The sequence below is a fragment of the Streptomyces sp. NPDC042002 genome (assembly GCF_055588305.1).
The window spans coordinates 15958-34016 of sequence record NZ_JBVJCT010000015.1 but is presented as its reverse complement, the minus strand read 5'-3'; the positions used below and the strand labels follow the sequence as shown (position 1 = coordinate 34016).

The 18059-nt window shown below is 70.9% G+C and carries 13 protein-coding genes, 3 tRNA genes and 2 pseudogenes; 12 read left to right on the top strand and 6 right to left on the bottom strand.

From position 1 onward, the window contains the following. Positions 1 to 84: 84 nt before the first annotated feature. Positions 85 to 222: pseudogene (locus tag ACZ6KY_RS22505) on the top strand (dihydrofolate reductase family protein); the annotation flags it as partial. Between the two features lie 265 nt (positions 223 to 487). Here the strand turns inward: ACZ6KY_RS22505 and ACZ6KY_RS22500 are convergent. Beyond that, positions 488 to 664: pseudogene (locus tag ACZ6KY_RS22500) on the bottom strand (M4 family metallopeptidase); the annotation flags it as partial. A gap of 80 nt (positions 665 to 744) precedes the next feature. On the opposite strand from ACZ6KY_RS22500, the gene cutA reads away from it, so the two are divergent. The 3 genes from cutA to ACZ6KY_RS22485 all read left to right on the top strand — a co-directional run bounded on the left by cutA (position 745) and on the right by ACZ6KY_RS22485 (position 1846). Then, the gene (gene cutA, locus ACZ6KY_RS22495; RefSeq protein ID WP_469312177.1) at positions 745 to 1071 is read left to right on the top strand and encodes a divalent-cation tolerance protein CutA; all 327 of its coding nucleotides are present in this window, start codon (positions 745 to 747) and stop codon (positions 1069 to 1071) included. After that, a complete protein-coding gene (locus ACZ6KY_RS22490; protein WP_469312068.1) occupies positions 1068 to 1535 on the top strand; it encodes a gamma-glutamylcyclotransferase family protein in 468 nt (155 codons plus the stop codon). Before cutA ends, ACZ6KY_RS22490 begins: the two co-directional genes overlap by 4 nt. Before the next feature lie 110 nt (positions 1536 to 1645). After that, the gene (locus ACZ6KY_RS22485; protein WP_469312067.1) at positions 1646 to 1846 is read left to right on the top strand and encodes a hypothetical protein; all 201 of its coding nucleotides are present in this window, start codon (positions 1646 to 1648) and stop codon (positions 1844 to 1846) included. Positions 1847 to 1884: 38 nt separating this feature from the next. Here the strand turns inward: ACZ6KY_RS22485 and ACZ6KY_RS22480 are convergent, their stop codons facing one another. Then, positions 1885 to 2589 (bottom strand): SanA/YdcF family protein, encoded by a 705-nt coding sequence (locus ACZ6KY_RS22480; protein WP_469312066.1) that lies wholly within the window; start codon positions 2587 to 2589, stop codon positions 1885 to 1887. A 476-nt stretch (positions 2590 to 3065) separates the two neighbouring features. Here ACZ6KY_RS22480 and ACZ6KY_RS22475 point away from each other — a divergent pair, with 476 nt between their 5' ends. From ACZ6KY_RS22475 to ACZ6KY_RS22455, 5 genes are all read left to right on the top strand, one after another. Further along, complete coding sequence (locus ACZ6KY_RS22475) at positions 3066 to 3881, top strand: sirohydrochlorin chelatase (RefSeq protein ID WP_469312176.1); 816 nt, start codon at positions 3066 to 3068, stop codon at positions 3879 to 3881. 82 nt (positions 3882 to 3963) lie between these two features. Next, positions 3964 to 5409: a deoxyguanosinetriphosphate triphosphohydrolase gene (locus tag ACZ6KY_RS22470; protein ID WP_469312065.1), complete on the top strand. Its 1446-nt coding sequence runs from the start codon at positions 3964 to 3966 to the stop codon at positions 5407 to 5409. Positions 5410 to 5683: 274 nt separating this feature from the next. Then, positions 5684 to 6949, top strand: coding sequence for an NAD(P)/FAD-dependent oxidoreductase (locus ACZ6KY_RS22465; protein ID WP_469312064.1), 1266 nt, complete (start codon positions 5684 to 5686; stop codon positions 6947 to 6949). 146 nt (positions 6950 to 7095) lie between these two features. Then, positions 7096 to 9000 carry a DNA primase gene (gene dnaG / locus ACZ6KY_RS22460; protein ID WP_469312063.1) on the top strand — a complete coding sequence of 635 codons (1905 nt, stop codon included), beginning with the start codon at positions 7096 to 7098 and terminating at the stop codon, positions 8998 to 9000. Between the two features lie 236 nt (positions 9001 to 9236). After that, entirely contained in the window at positions 9237 to 10553 is a 1317-nt protein-coding gene (locus ACZ6KY_RS22455) for an RNA polymerase sigma factor (RefSeq protein ID WP_469312062.1), read from the top strand. A gap of 138 nt (positions 10554 to 10691) precedes the next feature. On the opposite strand, the gene ACZ6KY_RS22450 is transcribed toward ACZ6KY_RS22455, so the two are convergent. The 4 genes from ACZ6KY_RS22450 to ACZ6KY_RS22435 all read right to left on the bottom strand — a co-directional run bounded on the left by ACZ6KY_RS22450 (position 10692) and on the right by ACZ6KY_RS22435 (position 16420). Next, positions 10692 to 12620, bottom strand: a complete 1929-nt coding sequence (locus tag ACZ6KY_RS22450) for an ABC transporter ATP-binding protein (RefSeq protein ID WP_469312061.1) — start codon at positions 12618 to 12620, stop codon at positions 10692 to 10694. Continuing rightward, entirely contained in the window at positions 12620 to 14353 is a 1734-nt protein-coding gene (locus ACZ6KY_RS22445; protein ID WP_469312060.1) for an ABC transporter ATP-binding protein, read from the bottom strand. Before ACZ6KY_RS22445 ends, ACZ6KY_RS22450 begins: the two co-directional genes overlap by 1 nt. A gap of 164 nt (positions 14354 to 14517) precedes the next feature. Next, positions 14518 to 15972, bottom strand: coding sequence for an FGGY family carbohydrate kinase (locus ACZ6KY_RS22440; protein ID WP_469312059.1), 1455 nt, complete (start codon positions 15970 to 15972; stop codon positions 14518 to 14520). Between the two features lie 142 nt (positions 15973 to 16114). Then, positions 16115 to 16420 carry a YtxH domain-containing protein gene (locus ACZ6KY_RS22435; RefSeq protein ID WP_469312058.1) on the bottom strand — a complete coding sequence of 102 codons (306 nt, stop codon included), beginning with the start codon at positions 16418 to 16420 and terminating at the stop codon, positions 16115 to 16117. Between the two features lie 144 nt (positions 16421 to 16564). On the opposite strand from ACZ6KY_RS22435, the gene ACZ6KY_RS22430 reads away from it, so the two are divergent. The 3 genes from ACZ6KY_RS22430 (at position 16565) to ACZ6KY_RS22420 (ending at position 16954) form a co-directional block, all read left to right on the top strand. Beyond that, positions 16565 to 16637 (top strand) — tRNA-Asn (locus ACZ6KY_RS22430). Between the two features lie 5 nt (positions 16638 to 16642). Then, positions 16643 to 16715: transfer RNA gene (locus ACZ6KY_RS22425), tRNA-Asn, on the top strand. A gap of 165 nt (positions 16716 to 16880) precedes the next feature. After that, a tRNA-Ile gene (locus ACZ6KY_RS22420) sits at positions 16881 to 16954 on the top strand. Positions 16955 to 18059: the final 1105 nt, after the last annotated feature.

The following is an 18059-nucleotide window of genomic DNA, read 5'->3' as shown; positions in this document are numbered from 1 at the left end:
AGGCGCGCCAGGATGCGCGCCGCGTCGCACCACGGCGTCGGGCGGGCGCGATGACTTCGGAGCGGTGCGCCGGTCTTCACCGATGTAATGCCGGTGCTCCTCGGCGGCGGCAAGACGATCTTCCCCGAGAACGGTACGAAGCGCCCGTTCGAACGCGTTTCCACCGCCACCGCGAAGCCGGGTGTGGACGTCGGTGTGTACAGGCCGGCGGAGGAGGACTAGGACCTGCCCGGGACGGACATGCTCCGGACAAGCCGTGGGCAGGCGAACCTGACGGCGCCTGCCCATGGCGACCTCGGAGCGTCCGCGGCCGGAGAGCTCCCGTGACCGCGGAACATCCGGGAGTCGCCGTCTCGACGCTGTCCCACGCGTCGATATCCGCGCGTGGACCGCGGGCGTCGGTCAGGCCCGCGCGGGCGACCGGGTCGCCGAGCGGGTCCGCCGTCCCCGTGTCGGTGCGCCGGGCGGGCCTCGGAGCCCCGTCCGGGGCCGGATGGACCACGAAGTCGCCGCCGGGCGGCGGGAGTTCGCGGTACGTCCGGTCGTACCGCACGCGCCGGGTGCCGTCCTTGTCGACGACGGCGCCACGGACGGAGGTGTCCTGCGCCGAGGTGCCTGTGGCGGAGGCGCTGAAAGCCGACTCGGATTCAGAGGTGCAGGACACGTCGTGTCCATAGGGACTGTCGGGTACGTCCGGGATGCGGCGAGAATCGTTTCCGTACCCCTCACGAGATGGAGGCGACCATGGAACTGCCGGCCTGCCTGGCCGTCCTGACCACGACGGACGCGGCGGAGAAGGCCGCGGAGCTGGCCCGTGGCGCGGTGGCGGCGCGGGTCGCGGCCTGTGCGCAGATCTCGGGGCCGGTCACCTCCGTCTACCGCTGGGAGGGTGCCGTGGAGACAGCCTCCGAGTGGCAGATCCAGTTCAAGACGACCGTGGCGCGCTACCCGGCGCTGGAGGCGTATCTCCTGGACGCCCACGACTACGACACGCCCGAGATCATCGCGACCCCGGTCGTGGCGGGAAGCCCGGACTATCTGCGCTGGCTGGAGGAGGAAACGGCCCCTTGAGCCGCCCGAGCCCTTTCGGCGAAGCGGAACTGCCCTTCTTCGTCTACGGCACCCTGCGCCCCGGCGAGCACAACCACGACCTGTTCCTGCGTGGCCGGACCCGGTCCGAGGAGCCGGGGCGGATGCGCGGGCTCACGCTGTACGCGGGGCCCGGATACCCGTACGCCGTCGAGGAACCCGGCGGCGTGGTGAGCGGCGAACTCGTGACCGCGCGGCCCGAGGTGTACGAGGAACTCCTCGCGGCGCTCGACGGGCTGGAGGAGTACACGCCGGGTGATCCGCGCAACCTGTACGAGCGGGTCGCGCGAGAGGCCGTACGAGCGGACGGCTTCACGGTCGTACGGGCCTGGGTGTACGTCGCCGCACCCGTGACCGCGTCCCGCCTGCGGGCCGACGGCAAGCTGATCGAGAACGGGGACTGGCGGGGCGACGCGAGAGCCACCCCGACGCATCGGCCGGGGTGAGCCGGGCGTGTGAGCCGGGCGTGCGGGCGGCCCGGAGCAGGTGCACCCGTGCGGGTGGCCGTCCCGTGCGCCCCCGGTGGCACGGGCGTTCGCGCCCCTAGGGTCCGGCCATGACCGACCGCGACTTGACCAGGCGACGTGTTCTCGCGCTCAGCGGGGCGGCCGTCGGCGCCGCCCTGGGCATCGGGCTCAGCTCCTGCTCCGCAGACCCCGCGCCGGGCGGACACTCCGGCTCCGGCTCCGGTTCCGGCTCGACCCGGACCCCCAAGTCCGTTGAGCAGCCCAAGCCGGAGGACCCGAGCGGACACTGACCGGCACCGCGTCCGGCACCCCGCTCGGTACGGCGCCGCTAGCGGGCCGCCGCCAGTGCCCGGGTCACCCCGCGCTCCTTCGGCCCCAGGAAATGCGGATCCGGCTCGAACACCGTGTCCAGCGCGGCCTTGCCGGCCGCGAAGATCTCACGGGTGCCGCCGTAGTACCAGGTGGCGTCGTGCTTGGCGTCGACGCCGATGCCGTACGAGCGGACGCCCGCCGCCTGGCACAGGGCGAGAGCACGGCGGATGTGGAAGCCCTGGCTGATCAGGACGGCCTCGTGGACACCGAAGATCTTGCGGGCGCGGACGCAGGAGTCCCAGGTGTCGAAGCCGGCGTAGTCGCTGACGATCCGCCGGTCGGGCACCCCGTGCGCGGTGAGGTAGGTGCGCATCGCGTCGGGCTCGTCGTAGTCCTCGCGGCTGTTGTCGCCGGTGACGAGGACGACCTCGATCCGGCCGGCCCGGTACAGTTTCGCGGCGGCGTCCAGGCGGTGGGCGAGGTACGCGGACGGCCCGCCGGCCGACAGACCCGCGCCGAACACGATCGCGACCTCGGTGCGCGGGGCGTCCGCCGTCGTCCGCAGCCGGTCGCTCGTCGCCACGTACAGCCAGGTCGCCGGGAGCAGCGCCAGCACGCACAGGATCATCAGCGCCTGTACGGCCCGCCGTTGCCCCTTGCGCGTACGCGGCAGCGGCGGCAGGCGGAGCAGACGTGGTCTGCGGAAGCTCGGGCGCGGCATGATTCGGTGTCCCCCCATGTGTCGTCACTCGCGGCGGCGCTCGGGCCGGCCGTCACGTGCGGCGGTACTCGCGTCGGCCGGGGTCGGCCTCCGCGGCCGATTCCGCTTCGGTTCTCGGCTCGGTTCTCGTGCGGTCGTCGGTCCGGTCGTCGGTGCGGCTCCCGCGCCGGATTCCGCGTTCCCGTTCGTCATATGAGGACGCATCGTAAGGCCGTTCGGTTCGCCGGGGTCCACCGCCCCGGGGCCCACGGCAGGAAGGAGCCGCAGGTGGAAGCCCCTCACACCGGGCCGGCGCCGTTCGGTGAACCGTCGGAAAACACCCGACATACCCACGCAACGGCCCGGCAACCTCGTACCGTCAGGATCGATCCATGACGGCCTCGAACCCCGCCCGCGACGCGTCCTCCCACCGCCTCGGCGGGCCGCCGCCCCGCGGTGCCCACCTCGAAGGCCACCTGGACAGTACGGCGCAGCTCATGAACCGGATCGCCGGCCAGCTCGGCAGCCAGCTCAGCCTCGTCTCGCTCGACGGCACCCGCCGTCCGGCACCGCCCGCGCTCGTCCTGGCCGCCCACGGCAGCCGCGACCCGCGCGCGCTCGCCACCGTGCGCACCCTGATCGAACGCGTCCGTGAGCTGCGCCCCCACCTGTCCGTGCGCCTCGGCCACATCGAGCTGAACGAGCCCCTGCTCCGCGACACGCTCGCCTCCCTGGCCGGCGGGGAGGACGCCGTCCTCGTACCGCTGCTGCTCGGCCGCGGCTACCACGTCCGGCGGGACATCCCCGAGACCGCGGCCGCCGTCCCCGGCCTGAACGCCCGGGTCGCCGCCCCGCTCGGCCCGCACCCGCTGGTCGTGGAAACCCTCTACGCCCGCCTCGTCGAGGCCGGTTGGCGTACCAGGTTGAGCGACTCGGCGCGCCGCGCGAGCGCCGTCGTCCTCGCGTCCGCCGGGTCCCGTGCCCCGGACTCGGCCGCCGACACCCGCCGCACCGCCCAGCTCCTCGCCGAACGCCTCGGCGTCCCGGTCGTCCCGGCGTACGCGTCCGCCGCCGCGCCCACCGTCCCCGCCGCCGTGCGCGCGCTCGCCGCGCGGGGCCGCCACCGGATCGCCGTCGCCTCGTACTTCACCGCACCCGGCCGCTTCGCCACGCAGTGCGCCGAGGCCGCCCCCTGGATCTGCGCCGAACCGCTGGGCGACCACCCGGCGATGGCCCGCCTGGTCCTGCACCGCTACGACCAGGCCCTCGCGGCCCCCGAGTCCACCCCTGAGCGCACCCTGGTCCCGGCCTGACCCCGGCGCCTCAACCCGCGCCCGGCACCGCGCTGCCGGTGGCCGCGTCCCGATTGTCAGTGCCTGCGTCTACTGTCGGTACATGGAAGGCATGGCACCGAAGACCGAAGACACCGCACCAGAGGCACCGCAGACACCACAGGCACCACAGACGTACGAGAACAACACCGCGCACCATGAGTACGACGTGTCGGCCGTCGAGCGCTGGGCCGTCGAGCCCGACAAACGCCCCGGCCGCACCGCCTTCCAGCGCGACCGCGCGCGCGTGCTGCACTCCGCGGCCCTGCGCCGCCTCGCGGGCAAGACCCAGGTCGTCACCCCCGGCACCCTTCCCCAGGTCCTCGGCCCCGCCGGATCGGGCGGGGCGCCCATCCAGGTGTGGGACGCCAGTCCGCGGACGCGGCTGACCCACTCCCTGGAGTGCGCGCAGGTGGGCCGGGAGCTGGGCGCCGCCCTCGGCTGCGACCCGGACCTGGTCGAGGCGGCCTGTCTCTCGCACGACCTGGGCCACCCGCCCTTCGGGCACAACGGCGAGCAGGCGCTCAACGAATTCGCGGAGGACTGCGGCGGATTCGAGGGAAACGCCCAGTCGCTGCGCCTGCTCACCCGGATCGAGCCCAAGCGCTTCGTGCGCAGCGACATGGTGACCTCGGCCTCCGCCGCGGCGGGCGACGACCTCGTCAGCGTCGGCCTCAACCTCACCCGCGCCGCCCTCGACGCCGCCACCAAATACCCCTGGCCGAGAGGCGCCCGTCCCACCGACCCGAAGTCGCCGAAATTCGGGGTCTACGAGGACGACCGGCCGGTCTTCGACTGGATCCGCAAGGGCGCCCCCGGTTCGCGTACGTGCTTCGAGGCCCAGGTGATGGACTGGGCCGACGACGTGGCGTACTCGGTGCACGACGTCGAGGACGGCCTGCACGCCGGCCACATCGACACCGCCAGCCTGCACTCCGAACCGGAACGCCAGGAGATCTTCGCCGTCGCCATCGGGCGGTACGTGCCCGAGGACACCGATCCGGCCGAGCTGGCCGAGGCCCTCGACCGGCTCCTCGGCCAGGAGTGGTGGCCGCACGGGTACGACGGATCGGCCGTCGCGCAGGCCCGGCTGAAGGACGCCACCAGCCAGCTCATCGGCCGTTTCTGCCTGGCCGCGGAGGGCGCCACCCGCGCCCGGTACGGCAGCGGGCGCCTCACCCGGTACGCGGCGGAACTGGTCGTCCCGCGAGACGCCCGGCACGAGTGCGCCGTCCTCAAGGCGGTCGCCGACCGGTACGTGATGCAGCGCGCCGAGCAGGAGCGGCTCCGCGCCGACCAGCGGATCGTCGTCGCCGAGCTCGCCGAGGCGCTCACCGCCCGCGCCCCCGGGATACTGGATCCGCAGTTCCGGGCACTGTTCGACCACGCGGCCGACGACCGCGCCCGCAAGCGCGTGATCGTCGACCAGATCGCGTCCCTCACGGATGCCTCGGCGCGTTCCCTGCATCGCAGGCTCACCACGCGTTCCCGTGACTCCTCCCCCTCGTGAACGAGGGGGCTTCTCAATCGACTCCAAGGAGTTTCATGACGGCCAGGCCCTGACCGCTGCCGAAGGCAGATGCGGAGCCTGACATGCCGCTCCGCGGCTCCGGCACTCAGGACGCTTTTCCCGCCCGGCCCGAAGGCCGGGATTCCCACACAAGGAGAAGGACGGGGGCGGACAAGTGTGACCCTGCGTGGCCCGATCGGGCCACTCCCCCTTCCCCCATCACGCTCCGTGCGGGAGGCTCGCATATGGCGACATCCTTACGAGGAGGCATCAAGTGGTCGACGCGGATCAGACATTCGTCATCGTCGGAGGAGGCCTGGCAGGCGCCAAGGCGGCCGAGACGCTCCGAGCGGAGGGCTTCACCGGCCGCGTGATACTGATCTGCGACGAGCGCGACCACCCCTACGAACGCCCCCCGCTGTCCAAGGGCTACCTCCTCGGCAAGGAGGAGCGCGACAGCGTCTTCGTCCACGAACCCGCCTGGTACGCGCAGAACGACATCGAACTGCATCTCGGCCAGACCGTCGACGCGATCGACCGCACGGCCAAGACGGTCCGTTTCGGTGACGACGGCACCCTCGTCCACTACGACAAACTGCTCATCGTGACCGGTGCCGAGCCGCGCCGCCTCGACATCCCGGGCACCGACCTCGCCGGCGTCCACCACCTGCGCCGCCTCGCCCACGCCGAGCGGCTCAAGGGCGTCCTCGCCGCGCTGGGCCGGGACAACGGACACCTCGTCATCGCCGGCGCCGGGTGGATCGGCCTGGAGGTCGCCGCCGCGGCCCGCGAGTACGGCGCCGAGGTCACCGTCGTCGAACCCGCGGCCACCCCCCTGCACAACGTGCTCGGCCCCGAACTGGGCCAGCTCTTCGCCGAACTGCACCGCGAGCACGGCGTCCGCTTCCACTTCGGGGCCCAGCTCACCGAGATCGTCGGCCAGGACGGCATGGTGCTGGCCGCCCGCACCGACGACGGCGAGGAGCACCCCGCCCACGACGTCCTCGCGGCCATCGGCGCCGCCCCGCGCACCGGCCTCGCCGAGGCCGCCGGCCTGACGTTGGCCGACCGCGCGCACGGCGGCGGCATCGCGGTCGACGACCAGCTGCGCACCTCCGACCCCGATGTCTACGCGGCCGGTGACGTCGCCTCCTTCCACCACGGCCTCCTCGACACCCGGCTGCGCGTCGAGCACTGGGCCAACGCCCTCAACGGCGGACCGGCCGCCGCCCGCTCGATGCTGGGCCGCGGGACGGCGTACGACCGCGTGCCCTATTTCTTCTCCGACCAGTACGACGTGGGTCTGGAGTACTCCGGCTGGGCGCCCCCGGGGTCGTACGACCAGGTGGTGATCCGCGGCGACGCGGGCAAGCGGGAGTTCATCGCCTTCTGGGTGAAGGAGGGCAGGCTGCTGGCCGGGATGAACGTGAATGTGTGGGACGTCACGGAGCCCATCCAGCGGCTCATCCGCTCCCGGGCCGCGGTGGACACCGAAGCGCTCGCCGACCCGCACGTTCCGCTGGAGAGCCTGGCCCCCTGACCGGCGGAGCCGGGCCCCGTGACCCACGCGTGGCCCGGCTCCAGGAGCGCCCCGTGCCGGGGATTCCGGGGGCGCGCCACCGGACCCCGGCCCGGTGGTCGTCCATGTGCCCCGGGAGTGTCGGTGCGGCCCCGTAGAATCACCACGTGGCAGGCAGGATCAATGACGAGGACGTGAAGGCTGTTCGGGACGCGGTCCCGATCGACGCCGTGGTGTCCGAGTACCTCCAGTTGCGCAACGCGGGCGGCGGAAACCTCAAGGGTCTCTGCCCCTTCCACGACGAGAAGTCACCGTCCTTCCAGGTCAGCCCCAGCAAGGGCCTCTTCCACTGCTTCGGCTGCCAGGAGGGCGGCGACACCATCACGTTCGTGATGAAGGTCGACCACCTCACCTTCTCCGAGTCGGTCGAGCGCCTCGCCGCCCAGGCCGGCATCACGCTGCGCTACGAGGAGGGCGGGTACAACCCCGCCCACCAGCGCGGCGAGCGCATCCGCCTGGTCGAGGCGCACAACGCGGCCGCCAAGTTCTACATCGAGCAGCTCGACACCAGCCCCGAGGCCGACACGGGCCGTACGTTCCTCGCCGAGCGCGGCTTCGACCAGGCCGCCGCCGCCCACTTCGGTGTCGGCTACAGCCCCCAGGGCTGGGACCACCTCACCCGCCATCTGCGCGGCAAGGGCTTCACCGACAAGGAACTGGTCCTCTCCGGCCTCGCCCAGGAGGGCCGCCGCGGCCCCATCGACCGCTTCCGCGGCCGCCTCATGTGGCCGATCCGCGACATCGGCGGCGAGGTCGTCGGCTTCGGCGCCCGCAAGCTGTACGAGTCCGACAACGGACCGAAGTACCTGAACACGCCCGACACCGCGATCTACAAGAAGTCCCAGGTCCTGTACGGCATCGACCTCGCCAAGAAGGACATCGCCAAGAGCAGCCGGGCGGTCGTCGTCGAGGGCTACACCGACGTCATGGCCTGCCACCTGGCCGGCATCACCACCGCCATCGCGACCTGCGGCACGGCGTTCGGCGGCGACCACATCAAGATCCTCCGCCGGCTTCTGATGGACAACGGCTCGGCCCGGGTGATCTTCACCTTCGACGGCGACGCGGCCGGCCAGAAGGCCGCCCTGCGCGCCTTCGAGGACGACCAGAAGTTCGCCGCCGAGACCTACATCGCCATCGCGCCCGACGGCATGGACCCCTGCGAGCTGCGCCTAGCCAAGGGCGACGCGGCCGTCGCCGACCTGGTCGAACCCCGCACCCCCCTCTTCGAGTTCGCGCTGCGCCAGATCGTCCTGCGCTACGACCTGGAGACCCCGGCGGGACGCGCGGCAGCCCTCGACGAGGCCGCCCCGATCGTCGCCCGCATCAAGAACAGCGGCGCACAGCACGAGGTCGCCGTGCAGCTCGCCGGCATGCTCGGCATCCTCGACACCCAGTTCGTCGTCAAGAGGGTTTCCCAGCTGGCCCGTTGGGCCCGCGACCGCGGCGGCATGGGCCCCGCGCCGGCCGGCGCCCGCCCCCAGCAGACGTATACCGCCACCCAGGCGCCCACCGGCGGCGGCCCGGCCCTCACCCTGCGCAACCCCGTCTTCGCCACCGAGCGCGAGCTGCTCAAACTCGCCCTCCAACGGCCCGAGTTGGTCGCCCCGGCGTTCGACGCGTACGGCATGGACGAGTTCACCGCCGCGCCCTACGCGGCCGTGCGCCAGGCCGTCATGGACGCGGGCGGCGCCGAGTACGGTGCCCAGGACCCCCAGGAGTATCTGATCCGGGTCCGCGACGCCGCCCCGGACGACGTGGTGCGCGCGATGGTCACCGAGCTGGCCGTCGAGGCGATCATGCGCAAGACCGTCGACGAGACCTACGCGGGCGACCAGCTCGTCATGGTCCGCCGCCGCGCCGTCGACCGCCGCATCCGGGACGTCCAGGGCTCCCTGTCCCGCCTCAGCGCGGGCGGCGACCCGGCCCGGCTGGCCGCCGTACAGAACGAGTTGTGGGTTCTCCAGCAGTACGAGCAGGCGCTCCGTGAGAAGGGCGCCGAAGCCCTCTGAGGCCGGACGACGGCGTTCCGGGGATGTTCCGCGGGTGAACCGGCGGGACCGCCGGGGCGGGGCGGGCGCTCGGAGCGGCCGGCGCACATGCCAATCCCGTACGCGCTTCCGCAGGTTTCGTCTTCGCTGAGCTGCGCACTCGTCCAGGACAGTAACCAGGCGGTCACGGACCGGACGCAAAAAGTCACCGCACGCCCCTCGTGGCAGCGATGTGTCGTACTCCACACTGGGTTCCGGTGCCTGAGTCCTCGGAGCGCGGCCGACCCGCACGCGACGGGTTCGCGATCCCCGCGGTTCCGCCAAACGACTACGGGATGGACAGCGGCGAGGCCGTCGACCCCATCCCCGACGTACCGCTGCCGCACGCCTCAGCAGCGACATTCCTGGAGGTCGCCCCCGTGCAGACCCAGACGCTCGCCCAGACCGACAACACCATCGACACGGACGCGGATACCGACGTCGTCGCGGCGGTTCCCGCGCAGCGCCGTGCCGCGCACCATCCCGAGGCCGAACCGGAGAGCCCCCCCGAGGCTCCTGGGGAGGCCCCCGGGGCGGAGGCGGAGGTGGAGGTGGAGGTGGAGGTGGAGACCGAGGCCCCCGAACCCGTGGAGCCGGCCCGGGTCCGCGCCGCCGACACCGGCGGCCCCTCGTCCGACCTGTTCCGCCAGTATCTGCGGGAGATCGGCCGGATCCCGCTGCTCACGGCGGCCGAGGAGGTCGACCTCGCCCGCCGCGTCGAGGCCGGGCTGTTCGCCGAGGAGAAGCTCCGGCGCGCCCCCGACCTGGACAGTCAGCTAGCCCTGGACCTGGACAAGATCGTCGTCATGGGCCGGATGGCCAAGCGCCGGCTCATCGAGGCGAACCTGCGGCTCGTCGTCTCCGTGGCCAAGCGGTACGTGGGCCGCGGCCTGACCATGCTCGACCTGGTCCAGGAGGGCAACCTCGGCCTGATCAGGGCCGTCGAGAAGTTCGACTACGCCCGCGGCTACAAGTTCTCCACGTACGCCACCTGGTGGATCCGGCAGGCCATGTCGCGCGCCCTCGCCGACCAGGCGCGCACCATTCGCGTCCCGGTGCACGTGGTCGAGCTGATCAACCGGGTGGTCCGCGTACAGCGGCGAATGCTCCAGGAGCGCGGTTACGAGCCCAGTCCCGAAGAGGTCGCGGCCCATCTCGACCTGACCGGCGAACGGGTGAGCGAAGTCCTGCGGCTGGCCCAGGAACCCGTGTCCCTGCACGCCCCCGTGGGCGAGGAGGACGACGTGGCCCTCGGCGATCTCATCGAGGACGGCGACGCGACGTCCCCGGTGGAGTCCGCGGCGTTCCTGCTGCTCAGGCAGCATCTGGAGGCGGTGCTGTCCACGCTGGGCGAGCGGGAGCGCAAGGTCGTCCAGCTCCGGTACGGGCTGGCGGACGGGCGTCCGCGCACCCTGGAGGAGATCGGCCGGATCTTCGGCGTCACACGCGAGCGCATCCGCCAGATCGAGTCCAAGACCCTCAACAAGCTGCGGGACCATGCTTTTGCCGACCAGCTCCGGGGCTATCTGGACTGAGGGGGCTCGCCGGGGCAACGGCTTTCTTCGCCCCCTCCGCCCCTTCCCTTCCCGCATCGGGGGCGCTGCCCCCGGACCCCCGCTCCTCAAACGCCGGAGGGGCTGAATCTCTTCAGCGGGGGTCCAGGGGAGGCGGGGCTAGTCGACCTCGGCGACCGCCTGGGCGAACTGCGCCTGGTACAGGCGGGCGTAGGCCCCGCCGGACTCCAGCAGCTCCGCGTGGGCGCCCTGTTCCACGATGGACCCGTCCTCCATCACGAGGATGGTGTCCGCGTCCCGGATCGTCGACAGACGGTGGGCGATCACGAACGACGTCCGGCCGTGCGCCAGCTTCGCCATCGCCTTCTGGATCAGCACCTCGGTCCGGGTGTCGACGGAGCTGGTCGCCTCGTCGAGCACCAGGATCACCGGGTCCGACAGGAACGCGCGGGCGATCGTGATCAGTTGCTTCTCGCCCGCGCTGACCCCCGATCCCTCGTCGTCGATCACCGTGTCGTAGCCCTCGGGCAGCGTGCGGATGAACCGGTCGGCGTGCGCCGCGCGCGCCGCCTCCTCGATCTCCCCGCGGGTGACGTCCCGCGAGGCCCCGTACGCGATGTTGTCGGCGATCGTGCCCCCGAACAGCCAGGTGTCCTGGAGCACCATCCCTATCCCGGACCTCAGCTCGTCGCGGGACATCGACGCCACATCGACCCCGTCGAGGGTGATCCGGCCGCCCGTGACGTCGTAGAACCGCATGAGCAGGTTCACCAGGGTCGTCTTGCCGGCGCCGGTCGGGCCGACGATGGCCACCGTCTGGCCCGGCTCCACCTTCAGCGAGAGATCCTCGATGAGCGGCTTCTCCGGGTCGTACCGGAAGGACACGTTCTCCAGCGCCACGCGCCCGCGCAGCTCCTCGGGACGGACCGACTCCGCCGGGTCCGCCTCCTGCTCGTCCGCGTCGAGGACCTCGAAGACCCGTTCCGCCGACGCGACGCCCGACTGCACCAGGTTCGCCATCGACGCGACCTGCGTCAGCGGCATCGAGAACTGGCGGGAGTACTGGATGAAGGCCTGCACGTCACCGATCGACAGCGAGCCCGAGGCCACCCGCAGACCGCCGACGACGGCCACCAGCACGTAGTTCAGGTTCGACACGAACATCATCAGCGGCTGCATGACGCCGCTGTTGAACTGCGCCTTGAACCCGGCCTCGTACAGCTTGTCGTTCTGCTCGGCGAACTGCGCCGCCGACTCGTCCGCCCGCCCGAACACCTTCACGAGGTTGTGGCCGGTGTACATCTCCTCGATGTGGGCGTTGAGCTTGCCGGTGGTGCGCCACTGCTGCACGAAGTGCGGCTGCGAGCGCTTGCCGACCCGGGTGGCCACGACGAACGACAGCGGCACCGTGACCAGCGCGACGAGCGCGAGCAGCGGCGACACCCAGAACATCATCGCGAGCACGCCCACGATGGTCAGCAGCGAGTTGACGAGCTGGCCCATCGACTGCTGGAGCGTCTGCTGGATGTTGTCCATGTCGTTCGTCGCGCGGCTGAGGACCTCACCGCGCTGACGCTTGTCGAAGTACGACAGCGGCAGCCGCGACAGCTTCGCCTGCAGGTCCTCGCGCATGCGGTAGACGGTCCTGTTGACGGACCGGTTCACCAGCCGCGTCGCCACCGCCATCAGCAGGCCGGCCAGCAGGAACGTGCAGAGCGCGAGCAGCAGGATGTTCCCGACGGCGCTGAAGTCGATGCCCTTGCCGGGGGTGAAGTCCGTCCCCGAGAGCATGTCGGCGACGGCGCCCTTGCCGTGCGCGCGCAGCGAGTCGAGGGCCTGGGCCTTGGTGGCCCCGGCCGGCATCTGGCGTCCGACGATCCCCGAGAAGACCAGGTCGGTGGCCCTGCCGAGGATCTTCGGGCCGACCACGGAGAGGCCCACGCTCACGACGACCGTGACCAGCATCACGTACAGCGTGGCGCGCTCGGGCTTGAACTGGGTGAGGAGCCGTCGGCCCGACACCTTGAAATCCATCGAGCGCTGGTCAGGGCCGGTCCCGGCCATCATGCGCCCCATAGGCCCGGCCATCAGGCGGCCTCCGCTTCCGTCAGCTGGGAGAGCACGATCTCCCGGTAGGTCTCGTTGTCCGCCATCAGTTCGTGATGCCGTCCGCTGCCGACGACCCGGCCCTCGTCGAGGACCACGATCCGGTCGGCCTCCCTGATGGTCGACACCCGCTGGGCGACGATCACCACGGTCGCCTCCGCGGTCTCCGCGGTGAGGGCCGCGCGCAGCGCCGCGTCGGTCGCGTAGTCGAGGGCGGAGAAGGAGTCGTCGAAGAGATAGATCTCGGGGCGCTGTACGAGGGTGCGGGCGATGGCCAGGCGCTGACGCTGGCCGCCGGACACGTTCGTCCCGCCCTGCGCGATCGGCGAGTCGAGGCCGTTCTCCAGCTGTTCCACGAAGCCCTTGGCCTGCGCCACCTCCAGCGCGTGCCACAGTTCCTCGTCGGTCGCCTCCGGGTTGCCGTAGCGCAGGTTCGTGGCGACGGTCCCCGCGAACAGGTACGGCTTCTGCGGGACCAGTCCGACGGTCCTGGCCAGCAGCTTCGGCTCGATCGTCGCGACGTCCACGCCGTCGACCAGGACCTGGCCGTCGGTGGCGTCGAACAGGCGGGGGATCATGCCGAGCAGGGTCGACTTCCCACTGCCGGTCGACCCGATGACCGCGGTGACCTCACCGGGGCGCGCGACCAGGTCGACGGACCTCAGGACCGGCTCCTCGGCGCCCGGGTAGCGGAACCCGGCCTCGCGGATCTCCAGGTGGCCGTGCCGGCGCAGCTCCAGGACGGGCGCGACGGGCGGGACCACGCTGCTCTCGGTGTCCAGGACCTCCTGGATGCGCTCGGCGCACACCTCCGCGCGCGGCACCATCATGAACATGAAGGTGGCCATCATCACGGACATCACGATCTGCATCAGGTAGGCCAGGAACGCGGTCAGATCACCGATCTGCATCTGGCCGCTGTCGATGCGGTGGGCGCCGAACCAGACGACCGCGATCGACGACAGGTTCACCACCGTCATGACCATCGGGAACATCAGGGCCAGCATCCGGCCGGTGGCCAGCGACGTCTCGGTGAGGTCGGTGTTGGCGCCCTTGAAGCGCTCCTTCTCGTAGCCGTCGCGCACGAACGCGCGGATCACGCGGTTGCCGGTGATCTGCTCGCGCAGCACCCGGTTCACGGTGTCCAGACGCACCTGCATGGTGCGGAACAGCGGGCGCAGCCGGCGCACGATGAGCGTCACGCAGATGCCGAGGGTCGGCACCACGGCGACGAGCACCGCGGACAGCGGCACGTCCAGGCCGAGGGCCAGGATGATGCCGCCCACACACATGATCGGCGCCGACACCAGCAGGGTGAACGTCATCAGGGCGAGCATCTGCACCTGCTGGACGTCATTGGTGGTGCGGGTGATCAGCGACGGCGCGCCGAAGTGGCCCACCTCACGCGCCGAGAAGGACTGGACGCGGTCGAAGACGGCGCCCCGGATGTCCCGGCCGACCGCGGACGCCGTACGGGCGCCGAAGTAGACGGCCCCGATGTTGCAGACGACCTGGGTCAGCGAGATCCCGATCATCAGGGCGCCGAAGGACAGGATGTAGCCCGTGTCCCCCTTCACGACACCGTTGTCGATGATGTGCGCGTTCAGGGTGGGCAGGTAGAGCGTGGCGCAGGTCTGCAGGAACTGCAGCAGCACCAGCAGGGCGATGGGTTTCTTGTACGGACTGAGGTGGGTCCGCAGGAGTCGTATGAGCACGCGGGGTCTCTCGGAATCGTCGATGGCGGGATGATCGGCAGGCGGTGGATGGTGCACCACCCCCTATCGTCGAACACTCCACCCGCGTTACCTCAACCGATTAACCCAAGTGCGGTCCAAAAAAGGAGCCCACCTCCGTCTTCGGACGTACGCCCGCGGAGGGGTTACGACCGGAACGCCCCCGGATGCGTCTGTTCGCGTACGGAGACGTACTGCTGTCGTACGGCCTGTCCCACGGCGAGTTCGTCACCGGGCTCCAGCACCTGGGCGACCGGCCCCTGCCACGCGGGCGGGGTCCGCGGGTCGAGGGTGCCCTGCGAGGCGCCGAGGGCCCAGGCCGCCTGACGGGCCGCGCCGAGCGCCGCGTAGTCGGCGGGCTGCGGCACGACGACCTGCGCGCCGAACAGCGCGGGCGCCACGGCCTGGACGGCGGGCAGCTCGGCGGCCTGGCCGAGCAGGAATATCCGGCGTACGTCGACCCCCCGGCCGCGCAGCACGTCCAGCGCGTCCGCGAGCCCGCACAGCATGCCCTCGAAGGCCGCCCGCGCCAGGTGCTCGGGCCGCATCGACTCCCTGCGCAGTCCGGCCAGCGTCCCGGCCGTGTGCGGCAGGTTCGGGGTGCGCTCGCCCTCCAGGTACGGCAGCAGGACGAGCCCGTGGGAGCCCGGCGTCGACTTCATCGCCAGGTCGGACAGGCCCTCCAGGTCGGACACGCCGAGGAGCTCGGCGGCCCCCCGCAGGGCCCGTACGGCGTTGAGCGTGGTGACGACCGGAAGATGCATGCCGGTCGCGTCCGCCAGGGAGGTGATCATGCCGGTGGAGTCCACCAGTGCCTCGGTGTGGACGGCCATCACGGAGCCGGAGGCGCCCAGCGACACCACCGCGTCGCCGAGCCCGATGCCGAGTCCGAACGCCGCCGCCATGGTCTCGCCGGTCCCGGCGGAGATCAGCAGCCCCTCGGGCGTGGTTCCGGCGGCCTCGGACGGGCCGAGGACGTCGGGCAGCCCGGCCTGGTGGCCGAGCGCCAGTTCGATGAGGTCAGGCCGGTACTGGCCGGTCGCCGCCGACCAGTACCCGGTCCCCGAGGCGCCGCCCCGGTCCGTGGTCCTGCGCACCGGCCGCCCCAGGAGCTGCCATACGAGCCAGTCGTGGGCCTGCAACAGCATGCTGGTGCGTCTCGCGGCCTCGGGCTCGGTCTTGTTCAGCCAGCGCAGTTTGGTCACCGGCTGCGCGGCCTGTGGGACACTGCCCACCGCCTGCGCCCACGCCTCGCGCCCGCCGAACGCGTCGATCAGATCGGCCGCCGCGACCTGCGCCCGCTTGTCACCGCCGACCATCGCGGGGCGCACGGTGTTGCCCTGCGCGTCCAGCGGGACGAGCCCGTTCTGCTGGGCGGACACGCCGATGGCCTGGACGCCTTCGAGGAGCCCGCCTCCCGCGGCCTCGCCCAGGGACAGCAGCCAGGCCTGCGGATCCACGTCGGAAGGACGGCCGCCACCCTCGCCGCTGTCGAGCGGATGTGGCGCATAACCCTGCCTCAGCACGGCACCCGTGTCGGTGTCGCAGACGACGATACGAGTGAAATCGGGCGCACTGTCCAGCCCGGCGACTATCCCCATGGCGGAAATTCTGCCGTACGACGGGGGCGGGCGGCGCCGAGCGGCCACACAGGACCCGGCGCGCCCAACGATCCCTAGGTATTACTGGCGCACCAGCCGTCTCGAACCCCAGGTACTGCTGGTGCCCCAGTCGTCTCGATCTCTAGGTGTTACTGGTGCCCCAGTCGTCCTCGCCCGCGGCGCCCGTGTTCCGCTCCCGCAGGGAGCGCACCCGGTCCGTGACCGAGTCGGGGACGCGGTCGCCCACCTTCTCGCTCACGGTGTGCAGCGCCTTGCCCGCGATCTCGCGGCCCTGCTGGGCGGCGGTCTCCGCGGTGTTGCGCACGGCGGGGTTCTGCGCGACCTGGCGCATGGACTTCTTCAGCTGTTCGTAGCGCTCGCGCCCGGCCCGCGTGCCGAGCACGTAACCCAGGGCCAGTCCGGCGACGAACGTGAGCCGGTAGCGCATGACGGCCACCCTTCCCTTGCGTCGGCATCGGTACGGAGGGAACCGATTGGCGGAGCACCCCCCTGCTTGCGCTAATGTATGTGTCGCAGCGGGAGCACGCTTCCTGGCGAATACCCAGGTAGGTGCGTTCGATGCAAAGATCAATCCTCCGTAGCTCAATTGGCAGAGCAGCCGGCTGTTAACCGGCAGGTTACTGGTTCGAGTCCAGTCGGGGGAGCTCGATCTCCTGTAGCTCAATTGGCAGAGCAGCCGGCTGTTAACCGGCAGGTTACTGGTTCGAGTCCAGTCGGGAGAGCAACGAAAGAGGGCCCCTCGGGGTCCTTTTTCATGTCCGCGGGAGCCGCTCAGGGCATGCCGAAGTCGTCATGGTCGCGCGATGCCGACCATCCGAAGCAGGAGATCGTATGAGCGGCTATGCTGCGGCAGACGGCGCGCACAAATGTGCGCGGCGCGCCGTAACGGGGCGGTAGCTCAGCCGGTTAGAGCAGCGGACTCATAATCCGTCGGCCGTGGGTTCGAGTCCCACCCGCCCCACCTGTGCAGGTCCCTGACCTGCGGAAACGTTCATTTTTGGGTGTCGGAGCGTCAACTTTGCCTGAGCGGACTGGATCTGCTGCTCGCGAGTTCGGCGCCGGGTTCGTCTGCGTCGGCTGGTACCTCTTCTGAGCTGCATGGACGCATGCGGATGTGCAGCCCGTGAGACGGGTTTTGGTCTGCTCTGCTGCGGCAGGGCCATGTATTGAGGCCATCCTGAGGCCGGAGGCACCGGGGAGCGCCTCGGAGGCGTTCCCTGTCGAGTCGTCTGCGTGCGGCTCAGGACGTTTCATGCGGCGACGGTCTGGGGTTGTAGCTCTGTGCTGAGTACGCCTGGCTGGGGTCTTGAGGAGCCAAGGAAACGGTCCCGACAGATGACGGCCCCTGAGGGGCGCTGGACTTCTCGTGTACGGCCACGACGCTGATCTGGGGCGTCAACGGACCTGCTCCTCGCTCGATGATCGCGAGGAGACGAGGTCGATCCGGGCCGGCTGGACCTTCCGACCCCGCAGCTCGGGGAGTAGGTAAAGATGCCCTGGGCCCTCGGCCTGAGTGGGCGCAGAACAGACTTTCGGCCGCACTCTGACGCCACTCTCGCCAGCAACACCGGCGTCACCGTCCGCACGTGTGTCCTGATCGCCCTGGACGGGGCGCCACCGCCGTCGAGTTTGCGACAGTCCCCGGCCTTCTCCCACTTCTGGTGATGATCGCCACCGCCGAGAGCATGGTGCTCGGCAACCTCACCTTGCGCCGGGGCGCCGCGCGAAGCGGGTTCACGCTCAGGTAGCCAGGGGGATCAGGTCAATTCGCTGCCCTCTGGCAGTGTCCGGGTTGCGACTCGGCCCGTATGGGTTTTTCGTGCGGTGTCCGTACAAGGTCGACCGAAGAGGCGGAGGACACTGCACGCGTGTTTCAGCCTGCCTGCGCCGCTGCACTCATGTGCGCGCCCCTCGAAGCTGTCTTAGCGTCACGCCCTTGCCGTACCGCCGCCGACGCGACACAGGAACAGACTGACAAAGGCAGAGGAGCGTCTCATGGATAACCCCATCTGACCTGCGGAAACGTCATGGATGAGCGTTGATCGACAAGGCCCGCCAAGATCCTC